This window comes from Pararhizobium polonicum, assembly GCF_001687365.1.
Taxonomy (GTDB): Bacteria; Pseudomonadota; Alphaproteobacteria; order Rhizobiales; family Rhizobiaceae; genus Pararhizobium; species Pararhizobium polonicum.
The window spans coordinates 35,566-58,176 of the sequence record NZ_LGLV01000015.1 but is presented as its reverse complement, the minus strand read 5'-3'; the positions used below and the strand labels follow the sequence as shown (position 1 = coordinate 58,176).

Genomic DNA, 22,611 nt, shown 5'->3' with positions numbered 1-22,611 from the left:
TCCTGAGCCCATGTTTCGGGAATGCGGCGCCACTCTGCTGCAAACAGGTTAACCTTCGGAAAAGACCGGGCCGCAAGCCCTGTTTCCAGCTGTTTTCAACGGGGAATATTTTCTCCGATCCGATTGGAAACCGCTCCGTCCGGCCAAGCCCGAGACTTGACCGGGAAAGGCGCCCTGATAGTTTGACCGGCAGGTAAAGATTCACCTCATCCATCTGGACTTGGCCACCAGACATAAAAAACGCCACGGAGAATATGATGTCGAACCGCCTCAATGCCACGCCCAACGATCTCAGCGCTTTCTGGATGCCGTTCACGGCCAACCGGCAGTACAAGAAAGAACCGCGCATGTTCGTCAAGGCGAAGGACATGCATTACACCACCCATGACGGCCGCCAGGTGCTCGACGGCACGGCAGGCCTCTGGTGTGTGAACGCCGGCCACTGCCGGCCGCTGATCACCGAAGCCATCCGTGAGCAGGCCGGCGAGCTCGACTATGCCCCGGCCTTCCAGCTCGGCCATCCCAAGGCCTTCGAACTGGCAAACCGCCTCATCGACATCGCCCCCGACGGCATGGAGCATGTGCTCTACACCAATTCCGGTTCTGAATCGGTCGAAACCGCACTGAAGGTGGCGCTGGCCTACCACAAGGTAAAGGGTCAGGGCTCCCGCACCCGCCTGATCGGCCGCGAGCGCGGCTATCATGGCGTCAATTTCGGCGGCATCTCGGTCGGCGGCATCGTTTCCAACCGCAAGATGTTCGGCACGCTGCTGACCGGCGTCGATCACATGCCGCATACCCACCTGCCGGAAAAGAATGCCTTCACCAAGGGCGTGCCGGAGCATGGCGGCGACATCGCCAGCGAACTCGAACGCATCGTCACGCTGCACGACGCCTCGACCATCGCTGCCGTCATCGTCGAGCCGGTTGCGGGCTCCACCGGCGTCCTCATCCCGCCGAAGGGCTACCTGCAGAAGCTGCGCGAGATTTGCACCAAGCACGGCATCCTGCTGATTTTCGATGAAGTCATCACCGGCTACGGCCGCCTCGGCACGCCGTTCGCAGCCCAGTATTTCGACGTCAAGCCCGACATGATCGTCACCGCCAAGGGCCTGACCAACGGCGTCATCCCGATGGGCGCCGTCTTCGTCACCGCGGAAATTCACGACGCCTTCATGAACGGCCCGGAACACATGATCGAGTTCTTCCACGGCTACACCTATTCCGGCAACCCGATCGCCTGCGCCGCCGCACTCGGCACACTCGATACCTATCGCGACGAAAGCCTGCTCACCCGCGGTGCCGAACTTGCGTCCTACTGGGGCGACGCGCTGCATTCGCTGCGCGATTGCCCGCATGTCATCGATATCCGCAATATCGGCCTGATCGGTGCCATCGAGCTGGCACCGATCGCCGGCGAACCGACCAAGCGTGCCTTCTCGGCCTTCCTCAAGGCCTATGAAAGCGGCTACCTGATCCGCACCACCGGCGACATCATTGCGCTCTCGCCACCGTTGATCATCTCCAAGGCGGAGATCGACGAACTGATCGACGGCATCCGCAAGGTATTGATCGCCAACGCCTGAATGAACAATATTTAGCCAATACTCATATGAAAACCGGGTCGAAATTGACGTTTCGGCCCGGTTTTGCGTCGATAACGATCAAACATTGGGCGAACAGCCTAAAAATCCGGCTTGCGGAATCCGCCGCCACTTCCTACACGATTGCTATGGGATTTTACCCGTCCGCAAGAGACGGAAACCCAACGGGCTCGACTTGCTTTGACGGATCGGCTGGGGCCTCTCCGTCAGGGAACGGTGATAGTGCCGGCACGCGGGGAACCAACCCATCCAAGGAGACGAAAGATGAATTTCAAGAGATTGACAGGCGCCACCCTCGCCGCTTCGCTGGCCTTTGCGCCGCTGGCGCATGCCGAGATCGTGATCGGCCTGATCGCGCCGCTGACGGGTCCCGTCGCCGCTTACGGTGATCAGGTCAAGAACGGCGCCCAGGTGGCCGTCGACCAGATCAACAAGAACGGCGGCATTCTCGGCGAGCAGGTCGTACTCAAGCTGGCGGACGACGCCGGTGAGCCGAAGCAAGGCGTATCGGCAGCAAACCAGATCGTTGGCGAAGGCATCCGCTTCGTTGTCGGCCCGGTCACGTCCGGTGTCGCCATGCCGGCCTCCGATGTTCTGGCCGAAAACGGCGTCCTGATGGTCACGCCAACCGCGACCACGCCGGACCTCACCAAGCGCGGCCTGACGACGATCCTGCGCACCTGCGGCCGCGACGACCAGCAGGCTGAAGTGGCAGCGGCCTATGTGCTGAAGCAGCTCAAGGACAAGCGCATCGGCATCCTCAACGATAAGGGCGCCTACGGCAAGGGCCTTGCCGATTCGTTCAAGGCGACGCTGAACGCCGGCGGCGTTACCGAAGTCTTCAACGATTCGCTGACACCGGGCGACAAGGATCTGAGCGCGCTCACCACCCGCCTCAAGGCGGAAAAGGTCGATGTCCTCTATTTCGGCGGCTACCATCCGGAAGCCGGCCTTCTCGTCCGCCAGCTGCATGACATTTCCGCTCCGATCCAGATCATCGGTGGCGACGGCCTCTCCAACACCGAATTCTGGGCCATCGGCACGGATGCGGCGGCTGGAACGGTATTCACCAACGCTGCGGACGCCCTGAAGAACGACAGCTCGAAGGCAGCCGTTGCCGCCCTCGAAGCCGCGAAAATCCCGGCCGAAGCCTTCACGCTCAACGCCTATGCGGCTGTCGAAGTGATCAAGGCCGGCATCGAAAAGGCTGGCAGTGCAGACGATGCAGCAGCCGTTGCTGCTGCCCTGAAAACCGGCGAGCCGATCAAGACCGCCATCGGCGACGTCACCTATGGCGAAACCGGCGACCTCACCTCGCAGAGTTTCTCGCTCTACAAGTGGGAAGACGGCAAGATCGTTTCTGCCGAGTAAGCAGACAGACCGGTAACGGATCGGGCGCTTCGGCGCCCGATTTCGTTTCGGCGAGCGGGCTGGCAGCCCTACATTCCGCCGCCATCCACAGACGCCATCAGCGATTTTCCATGCCTGGCTATGCAATGACGGCGATCAGCCTCTATGCTTCGGGCCACTCCTATTTCAGACAAGCATCAAAGAGGCAGGCCCCGTGAGCGAAAAACTTGAAAAGCTGATCGATCAGGGCACCGGCCGTATTCCGGCCGACATCGTGCTCAAGGGCGGACGTTTCTTCGATCTCGTCACCGGCGATCTCATTGCCTCCGACATCGCCATCTGCGGCGACCGCATCGTCGGCACGTGCGGAACCTATAGCGGCAAAACCGAGATCGACATCACCGGGCAGATCGTCGTGCCCGGCTTTATCGACACCCACCTGCACATCGAATCCTCGCTGGTGACACCGCATGAATTCGACCGTTGCGTCCTGCCCTATGGCGTCACCACGGTGATCTGCGATCCGCATGAAATCGCCAATGTGCTCGGCACCGAGGGCATCCAGTTCTTTCTCGACAGTGCACTCGAAACCATCATGGATATCCGCGTGCAGCTGTCGAGCTGCGTGCCGGCGACGCATCTGGAAACCTCCGGCGCCAATCTGCCGATCGAAAAACTGCTGCCGTTCCGCGCCCATGAAAAGGTCATCGGCCTGGCGGAATTCATGAATTTTCCCGGCGTCATCCACAAGGACCCGGTCTGCCTCGCCAAGCTCGAAGCCTTCCAAGGCGGCCATATCGACGGCCACGCGCCGCTCTTGCGCGGGCTCGATCTGAACGGCTACCTGTCCACCGGCATCCGCACCGACCACGAATGCACGACGGCAGACGAAGCGCTCGAAAAGATCCGCAAGGGCATGCACATTCTCGTGCGTGAAGGCTCCGTCTCCAAGGACCTGCACGCGCTGATGCCGATCCTCACGGAACGCCTGTCGCCGTTCCTGGCACTGTGCACCGACGACCGCAATCCGCTGGATATCGCCGAACAGGGTCATCTCGACTACATGATCCGCGAGGCAATAGCCCAAGGCGTCGAACCACTCGCCATCTACCGCGCCGCCTCGATTTCCGCCGCGCGTGCCTTTGGCTTGCGTGACCGCGGCCTCGTCGCTCCGGGATGGCGGGCCGATCTGGTGGTAATCGACAGCCTTGAGAACTGCAAGGCAGAAAAAGTCTTTGCCGGAGGCCGTCTCGTGACCGACGATCTGTTTGCGACCCGCCGCCCGGTCGCCCCGGTCGGGCTCGACAGCGTCAAGGCCGGCCATGTCAACGCCGCCGATTTCGGCGTGCCCTATGCCGAGGGCGAGACCTCGGTCATTGGCGTGCTGCCTGGCAAGATCATCACCGAGCATCGCCGCTTCAAGCTACCGGCCTCGGGCAATCAGGCCGGTGTCGATCTCGGCCGCGACATCATCAAGGTCGCCGTCATCGAACGCCACGGCATCAACGGCAACCATGCCAACGGCTTCGTGCAGGGCTTCGGCCTCAAGAAAGGCGCCATCGCCTCGACCGTCGGCCATGACAGCCACAACATCTGCGTCGTCGGCGTCAACGAGGACGATATGGCGCTCGCCGCCAATCGCCTCGGTGAGATCAAGGGCGGCTTCGTCGTCGTCGAGGACGGCAGGGTCACCGGCGAAATTTCGCTGCCTGTCGCCGGACTGATGAGCCTCGAGCCCTATGAAAGCGTGCGCGATACGCTGCACCACCTGCGCGAGGCAGCCTTCGCACTGGGCGCGACGCTGCAGGAGCCGTTTCTGCAACTGGCGTTTTTGCCCCTACCCGTCATTCCGCATCTGAAGATTTCAGATATGGGACTGGTGGATGTCGACAAGTTTGCGTTGATCGGGTGAGAATATTTGTCTTGGAATAACCTTGTGAAATGCCTAAATTTGCGGAGACAGGAGTTTTGACATGACGAAATTGGAGCAAATCGAAAAATCGGTGTCCGAACTCGACGCAGACGAGTTGCAGGCTTTTGCGACATGGTTCCACGAGCTTCAGGCCAAGCGCTGGGATATCCAGTTTGCACAGGATGCCGAAAACGGCGCTTTGGACGCGCTGGCGAATAGTGCCCTTGCAGAATTCAAAGCTGGCCGGTCTCGCAGCCTTTGAAGCACCACGCGACCGCAGCGTTCTGGCGGGCATACGACACGCTGCCCGCGCACGTTCGCGAACTGGCTGACCGCAACTTCGAAAAACTCAAAACAGACCCGAAACACCCTTCCCTGCATTTCAAGCAGGCCGGCCGTTTCTGGTCTGTCAGAGTAGGGGCATCGTGGCGGGCGCTGGCCGTCCATCAAAACGATGACATGGTGTGGTTCTGGATCGGCTCTCACGCGGAATACGACAAACTCCTAAAGTGAAATCCGCCCGCAAAACACATCCATCGCCGCAAGCATGATCTCACCGTCTTCTATCTGTGGCGCAAAACCCGGCATCGGCACTACCTCGGAAATCCTCATTCCCTTCGGTAATGGCAGCGTCTGCGGGCCGCGGTGCAGATTGAAAACGAACAGCAGCTTCTCCCCGGCCTTTTCCCGGGTGAAGGCCAGAATGTCCTGATTGGTTTCGAGGAAGGTCATGCTGCCATCGAGCAGCGGTGCATGCACCCGGCGAAAAGCCAGCGTCCGCCGGTAGTGATCAAGCACAGACCCGGCCTCCTCCTGCTGGTCGACAGCGAGCGGCCGGTGTTCGGCGGGCACCGGCAGCCACGGCTTTACGCTGGAAAACCCGGCATAGTCAGTATCCTTCTCCCAGACCATCGGCGTGCGGCATCCGTCACGGCCCTTGAAGGCCGGCCAGAAGCGGATTCCGTAGGGATCGCGCAGATCCGCCAGCTCAAGTTCGGCTTCCGGCAGCGCCAGTTCCTCACCCTGATAGAGGCAAATCGAGCCGCGCAGCGCGGCCAGCACCGAGATCGCCAGCTTGGCCACCCGTTCACGCTCCTCCATCGTTTGTGCGAAACGGCTGATATGGCGCGTCACGTCGTGGTTGGAAAACGCCCAGCAGACCCAGCCATCGGTCACCGCGTCCTGAAAGGCGCTGACGCAGCGGCGGATATGGGTAGCGGTGAAATCCGGTCCAAGCAGATCGAAGGTGTAGCACATGTGCAGCTTGTCGCCGCCGCCGGTATAGGCGGCCACCGTCTTCAGCGACCGCGCACCGTCGCCGACTTCGCCCACGGAGGCGCGATCGTCGAATTCGTCCAGCAGGGCGCGAAAGCGCTGCAGGAAGCCGATATTTTCCGGCTGCGTCTTGTCGTAGAGATGGTTCTGCATGCCATAGGGATTGACGTCGGGCGCATCCAGACCGATGGCATCGGGATCATAAACTAGCGGCGGATTATCGCGCAGTTCCTTGTCGTGAAAATAGAAATTCACCGTGTCGAGCCGGAAACCATCGACGCCGCGCTTCAACCAGAAGCGCACGGTTTCCAGAAGCGCTTCCTGAACATCCGGATTGTGGAAGTTCAGATCCGGCTGCGAGCCGAGAAAATTGTGCATGTAATATTGCTTGCGCACGCCGTCCCATTCCCAGCCCGGGCCGCCGAAGATCGACATCCAGTTGTTGGGCGCCGTGCCGTCCGGCTTCGGATCGGCCCATACATACCAGTCGGATTTCGGGTTGGTCCGGTCCGAGCGGCTTTCCTTGAACCACGGATGCTGGTCGGAGGTATGCGAGATCACCTGATCGATGATGACCTTTATGCCGAGCCGATGCGCCGTCTTCAGCATCGCGTCGAAATCGGCGAGTGTCCCGAACATCGGATCGACATCGCAATAATCCGAAACGTCATAACCCATGTCGGCCATCGGCGAGGTGAAGAAGGGCGACAGCCAGATGGCATCGACCCCGAGGCTGGCGATATAGGGAAGCCGTTGCGTCACCCCCCGAAGATCGCCCAGACCGTCACCCTTGCTATCCTGGAAGGAGCGCGGATAGACCTGATAGATCACCGCGCCGCGCCACCAATCGGGATTGGACTTCAAGGGAGATGCCATTAGAAAACTCCGCGAACACAGGGATACATCGCAAAGATGTATCGTTGCTGCCGGAGCGAGTAAACGCCTTGCCCCGCCGTTTGCGGAGATTGACGGATGCCGATGCAAAAATGATGATGACAGGCTGCTCTGTCGGCCGATTTCCGCCGGGCGCCCCATGCATCAATGACAGCCGCAAGGCCACGCTGGAGATCCAATGACCGAAGACATGGTGACGTTCAGTCTTACGGCTGCACACGCATTCGCGGTCGCTGCCCTTACCAGTGCAGGTGCCAACGCGGCAATGGCGGCATCGCTTGCTCGTGCCACGGTGGATGCCGAAGCGCGCAGTTCGCACGCCGTCGGCTTTTCCCATCTGGTCGATTATCTCGAAAGCCTCCTTGCCGGACGCATCAATGGCAAGGCCGAACCGAGACGGACGGACCCTGCCCCCGCATTGATCCGCATCGATGCCGATGGCGGCATCGCGCAGCTCAGCTTCGATCTCGCGTTCGATGACCTTGCCGAAAAAGCCCGGACCTTCGGCATCGCGCTGTTTGCTCAGGCAAACAGCTATACATCCGGCGAACTCGGCGATTATGTTTTCCGGCTCGCGGAACAGGGCCTTGTCGGCCTCGCCGCAACCAATGGTCCGGCACTGATCGCCGGTTCGGGCGGCGGAAAGCCGGTCTATTGCACCAACCCGCTCGCCTTCGCAGCACCGCGCAAGGGCGCCGCCCCGCTGCTCATCGACCAATCCTCCAGTGCCACGGCTTTCGTCAATATCCGCGAGACAGCGGCGCGCGGCGAACAGATACCGCCCGGCTGGGCCGTCGATGCGCAAGGCCAGCCGACCACGGACGCAACGGAGGCGATGAAAGGCGCCATGCGCGCTTTCGGAGGGGCACGCGGCGCCAATATCGCGCTCATGGTCGAGGTGCTGGCGGCCGGCGTCAGCGGTGCCAACTGGTCGCTCGATGCGCCTGGTTTCGCCAACGGCGAACAGACACCTGGTAGCGGCCTCACCGTCATCGCCATCGCCCCCTCGCTGCTCGACGAAGGCTTCGAGGACCGGTTGGACATACAGCTGACGCGGCTTTCAACCGGCTACGGCATTCATATCCCCGGAGCCTCTAAATTCGCGTCGTCCATTACCGCCCACAGCGACGGCATCCGCTTGCCTTCCGCGCTGGTAAGCCGTATCTCCGCTTTCGCAAAAGGGCATGGATAGCGGGGAGACTTTCATGGTGGGCAGGCTGCTTTCGATCGGTGAGTGCATGGTGGAACTGATGCAGGCCGAGGGCGACCTCCTGCGCAAGGGCTATGCCGGCGATACCTTCAACACCGCCTACTACGCCCGGCTTTTCCTGCCCAAGAACTGGTCGGTCGATTACCTCACCGCCGTCGGCACCGATACGGTCTCCGATGAAATGCTTGCCTTCATCGAAAAGACCGGTGTCGGCACCGGCCATATCCGCCGCGTCGAGGGCCGCTCGCCCGGTCTCTACATGATCCATCTGAAGGATGGCGAACGCAGCTTTTCCTACTGGCGTTCGGTCTCCGCCGCCAAGACGCTGGCCGACGACGCCGACCACCTGCGTGCAGCCATCGAAGCCTCCGATATCATCGTCTTTTCCGGCATCACGCTGGCGATCCTTGCCCCGTCAGCCGTCGAAACGCTGCTCTCCGAATTGCGCCGCGCCAAGGCAGCGGGCAAGCGCGTCGTTTTCGATCCCAACATCCGGCCACGGCTCTGGAACGACAAGGCCACCATGCTGGACACGATCTCCGCCGGCGCGCGGGCATCCAGCCTCGTCATGCCGAGTTTCGATGACGAAGCCGCGCATTTCGGCGATGCCGATATCGCCGCGACGATTGCGCGGTATCGGGCTCTTGGCGTCGAAAACATCGTCGTCAAGGACGGGGCCTATGGCGTGACCCTGAGTTTTGGCGGCAAGGCGCCCGAGTTCGTCCCGTCGGCCAAGGTGGAAAAGATCGTCGACACGACCAGCGCCGGCGACAGCTTCAACGGCGCGTTCCTTGCCCACCATGCCATCGATGGCGATCCGGTCGCCGCTGCCGGTTTCGCCGCCGCAACGGCGGCTTCGGTCATCCAGCATCACGGAGCACTGGTCCCCAAGGAGAAGCTGGAGCGCGGCGTATAAATCGAAATATTGCAATTTCGGTGATTCAACCTTACCCTTGGTCAACCTTAGCTAAGGGAGTTGCAATGACGACCGTCAACATGCTGGAAGCCAAGACGCGGCTTTCTCAACTTGTCAGTGCTGTTGAAAGCGGTGCGGAAGACGAGATCATCATCGCGCGTGACGGCAAGCCGGCGGCGCGGCTGGTGCCGCTGTCACAAAGCCAAAAAAGGGGAATGCGGCTTGGCCTTCTCGAAGGCCAGTTCCCGCCGATGTCGCTGGAAGACTTCAATGCTCTTGATGAAGAGGTGGCCAAGCTTTTCGGGTTGAAGGAAGAATGAATCTTCTTCTGGACACCCACGTGGCGATATGGGCGATCTCGTCGCCCGAAATGCTGTCTTCAAAGATCAAAGCCATTCTGCGCGACCCGGCCAATCAGACCTATGTTTCGACCGCCAGCATTTGGGAAATCTCGATCAAGTTCATGGTTGGCAGAGATAAGGCCATGCCATTCAGCGGGTATGAGGCCATCCGTCATTTCACCAATGCCGGAAGCCGTATTCTGGATATAACCGCTGAACATGCGGCAGCGACCGAAAAAGTCGTCACCGCTCACGCCGACCCATTCGACCGTCTGCTGATCGCGCAGGCCATCACGGAACCGCTGGCACTTGTCACGCGCGACCGCAATGTCGCCGCCTATAGCCCCACCTTCATCACCTGGTAGGCACCGAGACCAAGTCCTACCGCTTCTTCTTGCGGTTCTCGAACGGATTTTCCGACGCCCTGAGATGAATACGGATCGGCACGCCCGGCATCTGGAAATCGGCACGCAAGCCGTTGGTCAGATAACGGATGTAGCTTTCCGGAACCGATTCCGGTCGCGTGCAGGAGATCATGAAGCCCGGCGGGCGGGCCTTGACCTGCGTCATATATTTCAGCTTCAGGCGGCGGCCGGAGACGGCCGGCGGCGGATGCTGAATCTGCTGCGATTCCAGCCATTTGTTCAGCTTGGCGGTGGAGACGCGGCGGTTCCAGGTCTTGTCCGTGTCGATGATCGACTGCATCAGCTTGTCGAGGCCGTAGCCCGTCTGGCCGGCGATCGGCACGGCGCGAATGCCGCGCACCTGCGGCAGCAGCCGCTCGGTCTTTTCGCGCAGATCGGCCAGAAGCGCCTGCGTATCCTCGACCAGATCCCACTTGTTGAAGGCGAGGATCGCGGCGCGGCCTTCGCGGGCGACGAGATCGACCAGCTGCAGGTCCTGCTTTTCGAAGGGAATGGTCGCGTCGAAGACGATGACGACGGATTCGGCAAACCGGATGGAGCGCAGGCTGTCGGCTACGGAGAGCTTTTCGAGCTTCTCCTGCACCCGCGCCTTCTTGCGCATGCCAGCGGTATCGAACATCTTGATGGTACGGCCGCGCCAGTCCCACTCGACAGAAATGCTATCGCGGGTGATGCCGGCCTCGGGGCCGGTGAGCAGCCGGTCCTCGCCGAGGAAGCGGTTGATCAGCGTCGACTTTCCGGCGTTCGGACGGCCGATGATCGCCACACGCAAGGGCTTGGTGTCGTCATATTCCGGCTCGTAGTCGTCGTCGACGTCGTCCCCGTCCCCGCCGCGCAGATCGACATTGATCTCCGGCTCGTCGATCTCCGGCGGGAAGGCGCGGTCTTCGCCGAGTGCCGCGACGATGGCATCACGCAGATCGATCATGCCCTGGCCATGTTCGGCCGAGATGGCGACGGGCTCGCCGAGCCCCAGCGTGAAGGCGTCGTAATAGCCGCCATCGGAGCCCTTGGCCTCGGATTTGTTGGCGACCAGCACCACGGGCTTGCCACGGCGGCGCAGCATTTCGCCCAGCGTCTCGTCGGCCGGTGTCAGGCCGTACTTGGCATCGACGACGAACAGCGTCAGGTCGGCCTCATCGATGGCCGCTTCCGTTTGTAGCCACATCCGACCCTGAAGCGTTTCCGGACCGGATTGCTCGAGACCGGCGGTGTCGATGATGGTGAAGCGCAGATCGACGAGCTTGGCATCGCCCGGCCGCCGGTCGCGGGTCACACCCGGCGTATCGTCGACAAGCGCCAGCTTCTTGCCAACCAGACGGTTGAAAAGCGTCGACTTTCCGACATTGGGGCGCCCTACGATGGCGACGGTGAAGTTCATCGAACAATCCTGTCTTCAGAGCATGATACCGGAAAGCCTATCCGGAAATATCATGCTCCAATTTTGTTTTCTTGGGCGTCCGTTCAGGACACCTTTCCGCTTGCGGTAATCAGATCAAGCAGCATCTGGGCGCGGTTTGCCAGATTGCGCGGGGTCTCGGCATCATCAGCGATCTGCTGGAACCAGGTCTTGGCCTTGGCCATGTCGCCGGCCTTGTAGGCGGCGAGCCCCAGCGCTTCGCGCGCCGAATGCCGCAGTCCATTGCCGGGAACGGCCAGCTGTTCAGCCTCGGCCGAAACCTGCTCGTAGGTACCGGTATCGACCAGCAGATAGGCGGCGCGCATGCGGGCGGCATCGCGCATCGCCTGCGGCAGGCTGGCATCCTTGGCGATATCGGAGAAGATCTGAACGGCGGCTGCCGTGTCGCCCTTCTGCGCCTGCAGGGTTGCGGCCCGCATCTTTGCCAGCACCGGATAGGCACCGTAGCCGTCCTTCTCCAGCGTGTTCAGCGCTGCGAGCGCCTCGTCGGTCTTGTTTTCCTTCGACAGCGTCAACGCTGCGAGGAACTCGTCGCCCGACTTGGAGGCCGAGGTTTCATGCCAGTATTCGTAGCCGACTTTGCCGATGGTTCCCAGCACGATCAGAATGGCGATCCCGATGAAGATGCTGCCAAACCGCGCCCAGACGGCTTTCACCTGTTCGGAACGCAGTTCTTCGTTGACTTCGCGGATAAAGCTCTCGTCTTGGTTCGCCATTCCTAAGTTCCGGTTGCCCGGCCTTCCCTGCAAAGATGAATGTAAAGATTTCCGCGCTTCTACCGTATTTTGCAGCCGTTGTAAGGGGGCAGCGCGATTTAGCCCCGATTAGCTCCAATTAGCCCATGACAATCGGCGCAACGCCGATCAGCAGTTCATGCAACTTCCAGATAAACAAAACATAGACGGCCAGCGCCACGATGACCGCGATGGCATCGTATGTGTAGGACACGAAGACCGGATGCGTCACGCTTCCCGCCCGCCAGCGGCGCTTCATCGAGATGCGCAGAAGCACGCCCCAGATGAGAAACGAGCCGAACAGCAACACGGAATTGACCTCGCCGTTCGCCATCAGATGCGCCAGCGCCCAGATCTTGATGGCCAGAACGGCGGGATGCTTCGTCGCGGTCTTGATCCGGCCGGCGGGCAGGAAGGCCGCGGCCAGACAGATGAAGGCGATCAGCATCAGCGTCAGCGCGATATGCGTGAGAAACTTCGGCGGCGTGTAGAGAATACCGGTCGTTGCCCGCGACACATCGAACCCATAGACGATCAGACAGAGGCCCAGGAGAGCACAAAACCCGTGAATGGCATGCCAAAGCCCGACACCGCCCTGCGTGACGATCGCGGCGCGAAGACCGGGCGCAAAACTTTTGACCAGATGGATGCCCAGGAAGATGATGATACCGAGGATGAGAAAGGCCATGCGTGACACCCGTGACTGTTATGAATTCCGAACCTATCGCATATCGGTAACGCCGACCTTTTTCCAGAGCGATCAAAGGATTGCCGCATTCTTGGGTCAGGGGTCGCGATCCCTTATCCGCCGCCCAAGGTTTTCGCATGCCCCGATTTTCCACCGCTTCCGGCCTTGCTGCCGCATTGGCACTGGTCCCCGCCCTCGCCCATGCCGTCGAGCCGCCGGTTGCTCCCGAGCGCAAGCAGCTCGTCATCATCTCCTTCGATGGCGCCCATGACAACCGGCTCTGGGACAAGAGCCTGGAAATGGCCAAGCGGACAGGCGCGCATTTCACCTACTTCCTCTCCTGCACCTTCCTGATGACCAGAGCGGAAGGCGGCAAGGCCTATCAGGCGCCGGGCCAGAAGGCCGGGCGCTCCAATGTCGGCTTCGCCCAGAGCCGCGAAGAGGTTCAGGCCCGCGCCCGCCATATCTGGCAGGCGCATCTGGACGGCCATGACATCGGCAGCCATGCCTGCGGCCATTTCGACGGCAAGGGCTGGAGCGCTGCGGACTGGAAACAAGAGTTCACCTCTTTTCACGCGGCTCTTGCAAATGCCTGGAAGGCGGGCGGCATCGAAAGCGAGGAACCGCAGGGCTGGGCGGATTTCGCAGCCAAAGATATCAAGGGATTCCGTGCACCCTACCTGTCGCTCAGCGACGGTTTGCTGCCCGCGCTCAAACAGGCGGGCTTTACCTATGATGCAAGCCTCGTCACCAAGGGCCCCGGCTGGCCGTCGGATGCGGACGGCATGCCCCGCTTCGGACTGCCGCTCATTCCGGAAGGTCCGCAGCAGCGCCGGGTGATCGGCATGGACTACAATCTCTTCGTCCGCCACTCGATGGGCGTGGAGAACAGAAAGGACAGCGCCGCCTTCGAAGAGCGGGCGCTGGACGCCTACCGGAAAGCCTTCGCGGCACAATATCAGGGTGACCGCATTCCGCTGCAGCTCGGCTTCCATTTCGTCGAAATGAACGGCGGCGCCTATTGGCGGGCGCTCGACCGGTTCCTGACCGAGACCTGCGGCAGACAGGACGTCGCCTGCGTCAGCTATGCCGAGGCACTGCCGCTGATCGCCAAACAGAAAAAGGCGGATCGCTCCGCCTTTTGATGTTGTTTTCGTGAACTCTCCGCTTACGGCTTGTCGGCCGTGAGTTCACCGTCGGTTTCTTCGCGCTCAAGGTACCGTTGGTCGATCGCAGGCAGCGGTGCATCGTCGATCGTGGCTTCAAAAGCCTTCAAGCGCTTATAGATGGATATCAGTTCAACGATCGTCGTCCAGGAATTGATCAGGAATTGAAACGATGACCGCACCTGATCGAAGACGTTGCTGACCTGAGTGAAGACGCCCAGCGTCACCTTCCCGGCGGCGACTGACGGAATCAGCACGAGCAGACTAAAGAGGTCATCCGCACGGAGATAGAAAAAGCGGGCGATGTTGAAGTAGAGATAGTGGAAATAGAGCCGGAAGTAGTTCTTCCGAACGTTGGTGAAAAGCTCGGCCACCGTCGCCGGCTGAGCCCGATCCTCATGGTCTTCGCCATAGACGAGTTCCTTGCGGTAGGCTGCTTCGACGCGTTGGTTGCGGAATTCAAGACCAGGCAGCTTGATTCCGACGACTGCCAGGAAAAGGGTGCCGAACAATGACCAGAAGATCGCTGCCCAGACCAGCGCATGCGGGACCACCCCGATGATCGGCAGTTCGTTGATCCTGTCGGAAAAGGTGAAAAGCACCGGCATGAAGGCAATCAGCGTCATGATCGCCCTGACGAAGCCGACACCGAGACCTTCGACCGTCGTGGAAAAACGCATCGTATCTTCCTGCACGCGCTGCGAAGCGCCCTCGATGTGACGAAGCTTCGACCAGTTCGCCATGTAGAATTCGTTCATCGCCGTGCGCCAGCGAAAGATGTAGTGGCTGACGAAGAACAGGTTCAGCACGCTGACCGTTATGGATACGAAAGCGATGCCTGTGATCCCGAGAAGCCCGGTATAGAGCTGCTCCACCGTCACCGGGGCGGTCTTCGCCATAGCCTGTTGGAGGAGGTCATAGTAGGGGCCGTACCAAGCATTGAATGCAACGCTGACCTGCACCGAAAAATAGGTCACGAAGACAATCAAAGAGCTTCCCACCACCGACCAGTATTGCCAGCGGTGGGGAGCGTACCAGAACCAGAAGGCGGAAAAGACCGCAGTGGCCACCGCGTAATAAATGTAGAACCACAAGAACGCCCCGGACCAGAACAGCGAAACATCCACCCCGGCATTGGGATCGCGGGCCGCAAAGCCGAGTGCGGAACCTAGCGCACTTCCCCCTGCATACCAAGATCCGATGACTAGGATGGCCCATAGGAAAGCCGAGATAAAAAACAGCTTCGGTTTAGGAAAAAAGGAATGGAACAAGAGGCAACACTCGCGTTTCTTGAGGTGGGTGAACACCCACGCTTCGAAGCAGCGAAACTAGGGCAAAATCCCTGCCCTGCCAATCACGCCAAGCCAACGTTACCGTTATTTAATCGTCAGTCGCTCATGCACCGGCCGCGGCGACGATCCGGCGTATCTCCAGCCCGGTCAGCGCGGCGCAGAACAAAAGCACCCCTGCCGCCAAAAGCGTTGACGCGGTGAAGCTGCCGCTGCCCTGCGCCAGCCATCCGGCCACCAGCGGGCCGGCGATCTGGCCGACGCCGAAGGCGGCGGTCATGAAGGCCAGCGCCTTGCGCGGGCTGGCGGGCGCCAGCGCGCGGCCGATCTGCAGGCCATAGGCCGTGACCATGATGAAGGTCAGCCCGAGCAGCAGCCCGCCGATCAGCGGCGCATAGGGCGATGGCAGCGAAACCGTCAGGACCAGCCCGATAGCCTCGACCAGCAGACCAGCGAGATAGACACCGACGATCCCCAGACGCGGCACGGCACGGCGCCAGATGTGCACCGACACGGCGGCGCTCAGGCCGGTGATGAACCAGGCGAGGAATTCGACCGTATGGTCGCTCGCCCCCTGCCGTGCCATGGCGACGAGAAAGGTGGCGGTGATGATATAGCCGAAACCGAACAGGCCGTAGGTGAGCGTGACGACCACCAGCGGGCGGGTCCAGACCAGCGGCTTTTCCGCCTCGCCGCTTTTCCCCGCTGCCGGGCCTTCAGGCAGAAGCACTGCCACGATGACCGTCCCGAGACAGGCGATGACAGCGCCGCCGAACCAGGCCGCCTGCCAGCTGGCAAACAGGCCGAAGCCACCCGCCGGCAAAAGGAAGACCATCAGCGAGGAGAGCGCGATGCCCATGCCGACACCGCCGAAATGCACCGACTGGACATGCGGATTGCCGGCAGCCATCCCCCGGCTCAGGACAATCGCCGACGTGAAGATCATGGTGAAGGCGCTGGCCACGCCGGCGAGAAAGCGGATGAGGGAGAACAGCAGCAACGACGATGTCAGCCCCATGGCGAGAAGCAGCGCCGCCGTTGCGGCCAGCGCCGACAGGGCGATGGCCCTCTCCCGTCCGGCCGCCCAGCCATAGCCGGCAGCAATGGCACCGAGCAGATAGCCGATGAAATTGGCCGCGGCGATCAACCCGGCATTGGCCGGGGTCAGCCCGAGATCCGTCATCATGCCGGGCAGGATCGGCGTATAGGAAAATCGGCCGAAGCCCATGGCGACCGCCATGGCGATGGCGCCCGCAAAGGCAGTGGGAGCAAGATTTTGGTGCAACGGGCGGTCCAGCGTGGTCATGCCTCGTCTATCGCAATGCAACACGGCGACGACAAACGATAAAAATTGATGGTGCCATTCAGCCGCGTGAATGCAACGGCGCGATCAACCCGGCAGGGTGACGACCAGCGGCCCGTTGCGCGTCACCACGACCGTGTGCTCGTATTGAACCGTCGGCGCGCGCGGTTCGCTCAGCAGCGTCCATTCGTCATCGCCACCCTCGGCCCATTGCGCGCCCAGCGACAGGAACGGCTCAACGGTAAAGACCATGCCGTCGGTCATCCGCCGCTTCTCGTGCTTGTCCGGCCAGGTGGCGATTTCCGTCGGCTCCTCATGCAGCGAACGGCCAACGCCGTGGCTGGCAAGATTGGTGATGAGCGTATAGCGGTTTTTCCTGGCAAAGCTGCCGATGGCATTGCCGATCGCCGCCAGCGGCTTGCCTGATTTCACCTCGTTCAGCCCGACCCACATGGCCCTCTTGCCATCGCGACAGAGACGTTCGATCTGCGGCTTGATGGGCGGAACGGCAAAGGACGCGCCGGTATCGGCAAACAGGCCGTTCTTTTCGGCCGAAACATCGATATTGACGAGATCGCCGGCCTGAATGATGCGCGCGCCCGGTATGCCATGGGCGACTTCCTCGTTGACGCTGATACAGGTGGCACCGGGAAAATTATAGGAGAGTTCCGGCGCAGAACGGGCACCGGCATCCTCCAGAACCTTGCGGCCGATGGCATCGAGCTCCGCCGTCGTCATGCCCGGCTCCAGCGCCGTTGCCATCACCTGTATCGCATTGGCGCAGATCCGGCCGATTTCCTTCAGCCGCTCGAGGTCTTCGTCGTTGTTGAGTGTCATCGTCTCTCGCTTTCGGCTGTTTATGTAACGCGCCGAAAGCGGCCGATCCAGACATCATCGGCAGGAAAACGACGATTTCAGGCGATTTCCGGCTGTTTCTTGCCGTCCGCCAGCGCCGCCCGCACCAGCGGCGCCACCTTCGTTCCGTACAGTTCGATGCCACGCATGATCTGGTCATGCGGCATCAGGCCGATCGCCATCTGCAGGAGGAAGCGATCGTTCTTGAAGATCTTCTGATGGCGGACGATCTTTTCCGCCACCGCATCGGGATCGCCAAGAAAGAGGTTGCCGTCCGGTCCGATCGACTGGTTGAAATGCGCCCGGCTGGTCGGCCCCCAGCCACGCTCGCGGCCGATGCGGTTCATCACCTCGGCCTGCGGACCGTAGAACTGGTCGCCAGCCTTTTCCGTCGTATCGGCGATGAAGCCGTGGACGTTGATGCTGGTCTTCAGCTTGCCCGCATCCTGCCCCGCCCGGCGCGCAGCCTCGCGATAGAGATCGAACAGCGGCGCATAGCGCGCCGGCTCGCCGCCGATGATTGCCAGCGCCACCGGTAGGCCAAGCGCACCGGCACGGGCCACCGACTGCGGCGTGCCGCCAACAGCAATCCAGACCGGAAGCGGATCGTTCACAGGGCGCGGATAGACACCGCGATCATTGATCGCCGCGCGCTTCTCGCCGGACCATGTGACCTTTTCGCCGTCGCGGATCGCCAGCAACAGCTCCAGTTTTTCGGAAAACAGCTGGTCATAGTCCTCGAGATCGTAGCCGAACAACGGGAAGGACTCGATGAACGAGCCTCGCCCCGCCATGATCTCGGCCCGGCCATTGGAAATCAGGTCCAGTGTCGCAAACTGCTGGAACACCCGCACTGGATCGTCCGAGCTCAGCACCGTAACGGCGCTGGTCAATTTGATGTTTTTGGTCCGGGCGGCAGCGGCTGCAAGGATCATTGCCGGAGCGGAGGCGACATAATCCGGCCGGTGATGCTCGCCAAGCCCGAAGACGTCGAGCCCGACCTGATCGGCCAGCTCGATTTCCTCGATCAGTTGGCGAACCCGCTCCTCGCCTTCCCTGCCGCGCCCGTCCGGCGCCTGCGGGTGTACGTCTCCGAAGGTATAAAGACCGAGTTCCATGAGATTCCTGCCTGTTCGATCAGCCCGATGGGGCGAAGAGAGTGTTTCGATAGCTCAGATAATCAACATTGCAGGCGCATCACAGCGCAACGCTTGAAACAGTGCGTTTCCAGAAGGGTCACGATTCCCATGGGTTAAGCAGACGCACGCCGGTGCCGATGAAATCCCGGGTATTGCGGGTAACGACAGTCAGGCCGTAGCAAAGCGCCGTGGCAGCGATGATCGCATCCCGCTCCGGCCGTTTATCTGGGACATGCAAGCCAGCACAAACAAGAGCCACCGCTTCGTCAAATACCAGAATGCGATCCCTGAAAATCCTCGGAATATAGTCTGATATCCAAGCTTTTAGGCGCACAGCCTGCAGCTGATCACGACGCCTCAACGACAGATAGCCGACCTCCAGCTCCATAAGCGTGATGACGGAAAGGTACATCTCTTCCGGATCGACGGTCTCGACCCAATCCTTCACGCGCGGATGACATCTGCCGCTGGCAGCCTTGCGAAACTCGGAAATGACGTTGGTATCAAGAATATACTTCACGAGAAATCGGGGACTTTAAGACCCCAGTCCCCCTTCATTTCGGGAAACTCGAAGTCGTCATCAATGTCCTCCAATCCCGGCATAGCCAGAAGTTCGAGGATATTCTTCTTATGGTTTTGACCAGAGGCTTCCGCATCCGGGAGATCGCTTCTGTCACGTGTCAGCTTCTGATACTCTTCGATCGACAGTAGCACATGCGCCGGCCGGCCCCGGTCAGTGATGAACACGGGGCCATCCACCGCAGCCTTCTTGGCCCGGCCCGTGTCCTGGTTGAATTCCCGGCTGGAAAATGTGGTGCTCATCGGCGCCTCCATCAATTGTAGCAACGTTACTACATTTGGCGATCGAAGACAATATTTGCTAACCGTCGCTCAGCGTCCGCCGCACCGCATTGCGCCAGCCCTTCAGCTTGCCGGCCCGCGTCTTCTCGTCCATCGCCGGTTCGAAGCGCTGGTCGCGCGCCCAGGACCTGGCGAAATCCTTCTGGTTCGGCCAGACCCCTGCCCGGCTGCCGGCAAGCCAGGCGACGCCAAGTGCCGTGGTCTCCAGAATGGTCGGCCGGTCGACCGGGGCGTCGAGCAGGTCGGACAGGCGCTGCATCGTCCAGTCGGAAGCGACCATGCCGCCGTCGACGCGCAGCACGGTCTCCTTGCCGTCGGTCTTCCAGTCCTTGTGCATGGCATCGAGCAGGTCGCGCGTCTGGTAGCAAACGGCCTCAAGCGCTGCGCGGGCGAATTCGGCCGGGCCGGTATTGCGTGTCATGCCGAAGATGGCGCCGCGTGCATCCGGATCCCAATGCGGGGCGCCAAGCCCGGTGAAGGCCGGCACCAGATAGACCTCCTGCGACGGATCAGCGCTTTCGGCGAGCGTGCCGGTATCCGACGCTGCCTTGATGACCTTGAGACCATCGCGCAGCCACTGGACGGCGGCACCGGCAACGAAGATCGAGCCTTCCAGCGCATAGGTGGTTTCGCCGTCGAGACGATAGGCAATCGTCGTCAACAGCCGGTTCTTCGAACGGACGATATCCTTGCCGGTGTTCAACAGCGCGAAGCAGCCGGTGCCATAGGTGGATTTCATCATACCCGGCTGGAAGCAGGCCTGGCCGATGGTCGCCGCCTGCTGGTCTCCGGCAACGCCGAGGATCGGAATTGCCGCGCCGAAGATCGATGCATCCGTGACGCCGAAATCGGCAGCACAATCGAGAACCTCCGGCAGCATTGCCTCGGGAACCCGCAGGATTTCCAGCAGATCGCGGTCCCAGTCATTGGTGGCGATGTTGAACATCAGCGTGCGGGAAGCGTTGGTCGCATCGGTCACGAAGGATTTCCCCCCCGTCAGCCGCCAGATGAGGAAGGTATCGACCGTGCCGAAGCACAATTCGCTCTTGGCGCCGCGCGCTCGCGCACCCTTGACGTTGGCAAGCATCCAGGAAAGTTTGGTCCCCGAAAAATAGGGGTCGAGCAGCAGGCCAGTCTTCTTGGCAAACGTCTTTTCCAGCCCCTGGCGTTTCAGCTTGTCGCAATAGGACGCGGTGCGGCGATCCTGCCAGACAATGGCATTGTGGATCGGTTTGCCGCTGTCGCGTTCCCAGACGACCACCGTTTCGCGCTGGTTGGTGATGCCAATGGCCGACAGGTCGCTGGCCTGAATACCGGCCTTGTGGATCGCTTCCTTGATCGTCCAGACGACGGTATCCCAGATTTCCTCGGGATCGTGCTCGACCCAGCCGGATTTCGGGAAATGCTGCTTGAATTCCTTTTGCCCGGAGCCGATGATTTTCTGGTCTTTGTCAAAAACGATCGCCCGGCTCGATGTCGTGCCCTGATCGATTGCGAGAACATATCCGCTCATCTTGCCCCTCCCAACGTTTTTAAGCCCGCATTCTCTCCTCAAGACGGCAAGCCATTTCAAAAACTTCAATACGATGCAAAAACGAATGTCAAACGAAAACAAAACGCAAGGGCAGGCGCTTTCATACATGTAAAAGAGCCGGGTGTGCGATAGCAAAAACGCAATTGTCACGGTGCCGGTTTTGGGCATAGTTTCAAGAGTCGCAATAAAAAGAAGAGACCCCATGACACAATCCACCGGCAGCATCCGCTTCATCCTGAACGACCGGGAGATTGCGCTGAGCGCCGTGCAGCCAACCGCGACGCTGCTGGATTTCCTGCGCCTCGAGCGCCGGTTGACGGGAACCAAGGAAGGCTGCGCGGAAGGCGACTGCGGCGCCTGCACCGTCCTCGTCGGCCGCCTTGCGGGCGATGGTCTTGTCTATGAGAGCGTCAATGCCTGTATCCGCTTCACCGGCTCGCTGAATGCCACCCACGTCGTCACCGTCGAGCATCTGGCGGCAAAGGACGGAACGCTGCACCCGGTTCAGCAGGCCATGGTCGATTATCACGGCTCGCAATGCGGTTTCTGCACGCCCGGTTTCGTCATGTCGCTCTATGGGCTCTGGCTCTCGAACGACAACCCCGGCCGCGCCGGTATCGAGAAGGCGCTGCAGGGCAATCTCTGTCGGTGCACAGGCTACGAGCCAATCGTCAAGGCGGCAGAGGCCGTCGCGCAGGCAAGGCCGGACGCGGTCTTCGATCCGATCGTCAAGGTGCGTAGAGAGATCACCGCGAAACTCAAAGCCATCCACTCGGCCGACACGATCCGGCTGTCCGATGGGGAAACCAGCATGATCGTGCCCGGCACCGCCGCCGATCTTGCCGAGCTGCTGGCGGAGTACCCCACGGCGACCATCGTCGCGGGCTCCACCGATGTCGGCCTCTGGGTCACCAAGCAGATGCGCGAGCTCAACCCCGTCATCTTCATCAACGGGCTCGAAGACCTCCAGTCCGTTGGCGAAACAGCCGATGGCATCACCATCGGCGCCGGCGTCAGCTACACGGCCGCCTTCGATCTGATTTCGGCGCGCTACCCCGCCTTCGGCCAGATGCTCGACCGGCTCGGCGGCCAGCAGGTGCGCAATATGGGCACGATCGGCGGCAATATCGCCAACGGCTCGCCGATCGGCGACACCCCGCCGCCATTGATCGCGCTTGGCGCCAGCATCACCCTGCGATCGAAGGCCGGACAGCGCACCGTGCCGCTTGAAGATTATTTCATCGACTATGGCCGGCAGGACCGCAAGCCCGGCGAATTCGTCGAAAGCGTCTTCGTGCCGAACCTGCCGGAGGACGATCATTTCGCGGTCTACAAGATTTCCAAGCGCCGGGATGAGGATATCTCGGCGCTCTGCGGCGCCTTCCGCATCGCGCTCGATAGCGCTGGCCTCGTGACCTCGGCACGGATCGCGTTTGGCGGCATGGCAGGCACGCCGAAACGAGCTGCTGCTGTCGAGGCGGCACTGATCGGCAAGCTCTGGAGCGAGGAGACGGTAAACCTGGCGCAGGCCGCATTCGAACAGGACTACCAGCCGCTGAGCGACTGGCGGGCAACGGCGGCCTATCGCATGCTGACGGCGAAAAATCTGCTGCTGCGGTTTTTCCTGGAGACGTCGGGGGAAAAGGCGGAACTCGTCCGGTTCGAGGTGACGGCATGAGCACCGCTAAGATCGGG

At 61.1% G+C, this 22,611-nt stretch carries 22 protein-coding genes; 11 read left to right on the top strand and 11 right to left on the bottom strand.

What is annotated here, in order from left to right:
* The first annotated feature begins 257 nt into the window (after window positions 1-257).
* The 5 genes from aptA to ADU59_RS31485 all read left to right on the top strand — a co-directional run bounded on the left by aptA (window position 258) and on the right by ADU59_RS31485 (window position 5,379).
* Window positions 258-1,586, top strand: coding sequence for an omega-aminotransferase AptA (aptA, locus tag ADU59_RS22320; RefSeq protein ID WP_068956679.1), 1,329 nt, complete (start codon window positions 258-260; stop codon window positions 1,584-1,586).
* Between the two features lie 282 nt (window positions 1,587-1,868).
* Window positions 1,869-2,975, top strand: a complete 1,107-nt coding sequence (locus ADU59_RS22315; RefSeq protein WP_068956677.1) for a branched-chain amino acid ABC transporter substrate-binding protein — start codon at window positions 1,869-1,871, stop codon at window positions 2,973-2,975.
* 193 nt (window positions 2,976-3,168) lie between these two features.
* Entirely contained in the window at window positions 3,169-4,866 is a 1,698-nt protein-coding gene (gene ade, locus ADU59_RS22310) for an adenine deaminase (RefSeq protein WP_068956675.1), read from the top strand.
* A 61-nt stretch (window positions 4,867-4,927) separates the two neighbouring features.
* Window positions 4,928-5,128 carry a hypothetical protein gene (locus ADU59_RS22305; RefSeq protein ID WP_068956673.1) on the top strand — a complete coding sequence of 67 codons (201 nt, stop codon included), beginning with the start codon at window positions 4,928-4,930 and terminating at the stop codon, window positions 5,126-5,128.
* Entirely contained in the window at window positions 5,125-5,379 is a 255-nt protein-coding gene (locus ADU59_RS31485; RefSeq protein WP_068956671.1) for a ParE family toxin-like protein, read from the top strand. The genes ADU59_RS22305 and ADU59_RS31485 overlap by 4 nt, the downstream gene beginning before the upstream one ends.
* Here the strand turns inward: ADU59_RS31485 and bglA are convergent.
* Complete coding sequence (gene bglA / locus ADU59_RS22295) at window positions 5,371-7,017, bottom strand: beta-galactosidase BglA (RefSeq protein WP_068956670.1); 1,647 nt, start codon at window positions 7,015-7,017, stop codon at window positions 5,371-5,373. The genes ADU59_RS31485 and bglA overlap by 9 nt on opposite strands.
* 196 nt (window positions 7,018-7,213) lie before the next feature.
* Between bglA and ADU59_RS22290 the strand changes: the two genes are divergently transcribed.
* The 4 genes from ADU59_RS22290 (at window position 7,214) to ADU59_RS22275 (ending at window position 9,867) form a co-directional block, all read left to right on the top strand.
* Window positions 7,214-8,227: an Ldh family oxidoreductase gene (locus ADU59_RS22290; RefSeq protein WP_083198386.1), complete on the top strand. Its 1,014-nt coding sequence runs from the start codon at window positions 7,214-7,216 to the stop codon at window positions 8,225-8,227.
* A 13-nt stretch (window positions 8,228-8,240) separates the two neighbouring features.
* Window positions 8,241-9,161 (top strand): sugar kinase, encoded by a 921-nt coding sequence (locus ADU59_RS22285; protein WP_068956668.1) that lies wholly within the window; start codon window positions 8,241-8,243, stop codon window positions 9,159-9,161.
* A 65-nt stretch (window positions 9,162-9,226) separates the two neighbouring features.
* Window positions 9,227-9,481, top strand: coding sequence for a type II toxin-antitoxin system Phd/YefM family antitoxin (locus ADU59_RS22280; protein WP_068956666.1), 255 nt, complete (start codon window positions 9,227-9,229; stop codon window positions 9,479-9,481).
* Window positions 9,478-9,867 (top strand): type II toxin-antitoxin system VapC family toxin, encoded by a 390-nt coding sequence (locus tag ADU59_RS22275; protein ID WP_068956664.1) that lies wholly within the window; start codon window positions 9,478-9,480, stop codon window positions 9,865-9,867. Before ADU59_RS22280 ends, ADU59_RS22275 begins: the two co-directional genes overlap by 4 nt.
* Window positions 9,868-9,883: 16 nt before the next feature.
* Here the strand turns inward: ADU59_RS22275 and der are convergent, their stop codons facing one another.
* From der to ADU59_RS22260, 3 genes are all read right to left on the bottom strand, one after another.
* Window positions 9,884-11,308: a ribosome biogenesis GTPase Der gene (gene der / locus ADU59_RS22270; RefSeq protein WP_068956662.1), complete on the bottom strand. Its 1,425-nt coding sequence runs from the start codon at window positions 11,306-11,308 to the stop codon at window positions 9,884-9,886.
* Between the two features lie 83 nt (window positions 11,309-11,391).
* Window positions 11,392-12,063: a tetratricopeptide repeat protein gene (locus ADU59_RS22265; protein WP_068956660.1), complete on the bottom strand. Its 672-nt coding sequence runs from the start codon at window positions 12,061-12,063 to the stop codon at window positions 11,392-11,394.
* A 118-nt stretch (window positions 12,064-12,181) separates the two neighbouring features.
* Window positions 12,182-12,769: an NnrU family protein gene (locus ADU59_RS22260; protein ID WP_068956658.1), complete on the bottom strand. Its 588-nt coding sequence runs from the start codon at window positions 12,767-12,769 to the stop codon at window positions 12,182-12,184.
* A gap of 137 nt (window positions 12,770-12,906) precedes the next feature.
* Here ADU59_RS22260 and ADU59_RS22255 point away from each other — a divergent pair, with 137 nt between their 5' ends.
* Window positions 12,907-13,914 (top strand): polysaccharide deacetylase family protein, encoded by a 1,008-nt coding sequence (locus tag ADU59_RS22255; protein ID WP_068956656.1) that lies wholly within the window; start codon window positions 12,907-12,909, stop codon window positions 13,912-13,914.
* Between the two features lie 23 nt (window positions 13,915-13,937).
* On the opposite strand, the gene sbmA is transcribed toward ADU59_RS22255, so the two are convergent.
* The 7 genes from sbmA to glpK all read right to left on the bottom strand — a co-directional run bounded on the left by sbmA (window position 13,938) and on the right by glpK (window position 20,895).
* Window positions 13,938-15,206 (bottom strand): peptide antibiotic transporter SbmA, encoded by a 1,269-nt coding sequence (gene sbmA / locus ADU59_RS22250; protein WP_068956654.1) that lies wholly within the window; start codon window positions 15,204-15,206, stop codon window positions 13,938-13,940.
* 124 nt (window positions 15,207-15,330) lie between these two features.
* Window positions 15,331-16,530: a YbfB/YjiJ family MFS transporter gene (locus tag ADU59_RS22245; RefSeq protein WP_083198385.1), complete on the bottom strand. Its 1,200-nt coding sequence runs from the start codon at window positions 16,528-16,530 to the stop codon at window positions 15,331-15,333.
* Between the two features lie 84 nt (window positions 16,531-16,614).
* Entirely contained in the window at window positions 16,615-17,364 is a 750-nt protein-coding gene (gene map, locus ADU59_RS22240) for a type I methionyl aminopeptidase (RefSeq protein WP_068956652.1), read from the bottom strand.
* A 77-nt stretch (window positions 17,365-17,441) separates the two neighbouring features.
* Window positions 17,442-18,500 (bottom strand): LLM class flavin-dependent oxidoreductase, encoded by a 1,059-nt coding sequence (locus ADU59_RS22235; protein WP_068956649.1) that lies wholly within the window; start codon window positions 18,498-18,500, stop codon window positions 17,442-17,444.
* 118 nt (window positions 18,501-18,618) lie between these two features.
* Window positions 18,619-19,041, bottom strand: a complete 423-nt coding sequence (locus ADU59_RS22230; protein WP_068956647.1) for a type II toxin-antitoxin system VapC family toxin — start codon at window positions 19,039-19,041, stop codon at window positions 18,619-18,621.
* Window positions 19,038-19,343: a type II toxin-antitoxin system Phd/YefM family antitoxin gene (locus ADU59_RS22225; RefSeq protein ID WP_068956645.1), complete on the bottom strand. Its 306-nt coding sequence runs from the start codon at window positions 19,341-19,343 to the stop codon at window positions 19,038-19,040. Before ADU59_RS22225 ends, ADU59_RS22230 begins: the two co-directional genes overlap by 4 nt.
* A 58-nt stretch (window positions 19,344-19,401) precedes the next feature.
* Entirely contained in the window at window positions 19,402-20,895 is a 1,494-nt protein-coding gene (glpK, locus tag ADU59_RS22220) for a glycerol kinase GlpK (RefSeq protein WP_068956643.1), read from the bottom strand.
* A 223-nt stretch (window positions 20,896-21,118) separates the two neighbouring features.
* On the opposite strand from glpK, the gene xdhA reads away from it, so the two are divergent.
* Window positions 21,119-22,594, top strand: a complete 1,476-nt coding sequence (gene xdhA, locus ADU59_RS22215) for a xanthine dehydrogenase small subunit (protein ID WP_068956641.1) — start codon at window positions 21,119-21,121, stop codon at window positions 22,592-22,594.
* The last annotated feature ends 17 nt before the right edge of the window (window positions 22,595-22,611 follow it).

Excerpts from the sequence above, each read along its gene's own strand:
- ADU59_RS22225 (WP_068956645.1), bottom strand. The coding sequence starts at position 19,343 with ATGAGCACCACATTTTCCAGCCGGGAATTCAACCAGGACACGGGCCGG.
- bglA (WP_068956670.1), bottom strand. The coding sequence starts at position 7,017 with ATGGCATCTCCCTTGAAGTCCAATCCCGATTGGTGGCGCGGCGCGGTG.
- ADU59_RS22315 (WP_068956677.1), top strand. The coding sequence starts at position 1,869 with ATGAATTTCAAGAGATTGACAGGCGCCACCCTCGCCGCTTCGCTGGCC.
- ADU59_RS22235 (WP_068956649.1), bottom strand. The coding sequence starts at position 18,500 with ATGGAACTCGGTCTTTATACCTTCGGAGACGTACACCCGCAGGCGCCG.
- ADU59_RS22305 (WP_068956673.1), top strand. The coding sequence starts at position 4,928 with ATGACGAAATTGGAGCAAATCGAAAAATCGGTGTCCGAACTCGACGCA.
- ADU59_RS22260 (WP_068956658.1), bottom strand. The coding sequence starts at position 12,769 with ATGGCCTTTCTCATCCTCGGTATCATCATCTTCCTGGGCATCCATCTG.
- xdhA (WP_068956641.1), top strand. The coding sequence starts at position 21,119 with ATGACACAATCCACCGGCAGCATCCGCTTCATCCTGAACGACCGGGAG.
- ADU59_RS22265 (WP_068956660.1), bottom strand. The coding sequence starts at position 12,063 with ATGGCGAACCAAGACGAGAGCTTTATCCGCGAAGTCAACGAAGAACTG.
- ADU59_RS22245 (WP_083198385.1), bottom strand. The coding sequence starts at position 16,530 with ATGACCACGCTGGACCGCCCGTTGCACCAAAATCTTGCTCCCACTGCC.
- ADU59_RS22275 (WP_068956664.1), top strand. The coding sequence starts at position 9,478 with ATGAATCTTCTTCTGGACACCCACGTGGCGATATGGGCGATCTCGTCG.
- ADU59_RS22285 (WP_068956668.1), top strand. The coding sequence starts at position 8,241 with ATGGTGGGCAGGCTGCTTTCGATCGGTGAGTGCATGGTGGAACTGATG.
- ADU59_RS22255 (WP_068956656.1), top strand. The coding sequence starts at position 12,907 with ATGCCCCGATTTTCCACCGCTTCCGGCCTTGCTGCCGCATTGGCACTG.
- aptA (WP_068956679.1), top strand. The coding sequence starts at position 258 with ATGTCGAACCGCCTCAATGCCACGCCCAACGATCTCAGCGCTTTCTGG.
- ADU59_RS22290 (WP_083198386.1), top strand. The coding sequence starts at position 7,214 with ATGACCGAAGACATGGTGACGTTCAGTCTTACGGCTGCACACGCATTC.
- map (WP_068956652.1), bottom strand. The coding sequence starts at position 17,364 with ATGACACTCAACAACGACGAAGACCTCGAGCGGCTGAAGGAAATCGGC.
- ADU59_RS22280 (WP_068956666.1), top strand. The coding sequence starts at position 9,227 with ATGACGACCGTCAACATGCTGGAAGCCAAGACGCGGCTTTCTCAACTT.
- der (WP_068956662.1), bottom strand. The coding sequence starts at position 11,308 with ATGAACTTCACCGTCGCCATCGTAGGGCGCCCCAATGTCGGAAAGTCG.
- glpK (WP_068956643.1), bottom strand. The coding sequence starts at position 20,895 with ATGAGCGGATATGTTCTCGCAATCGATCAGGGCACGACATCGAGCCGG.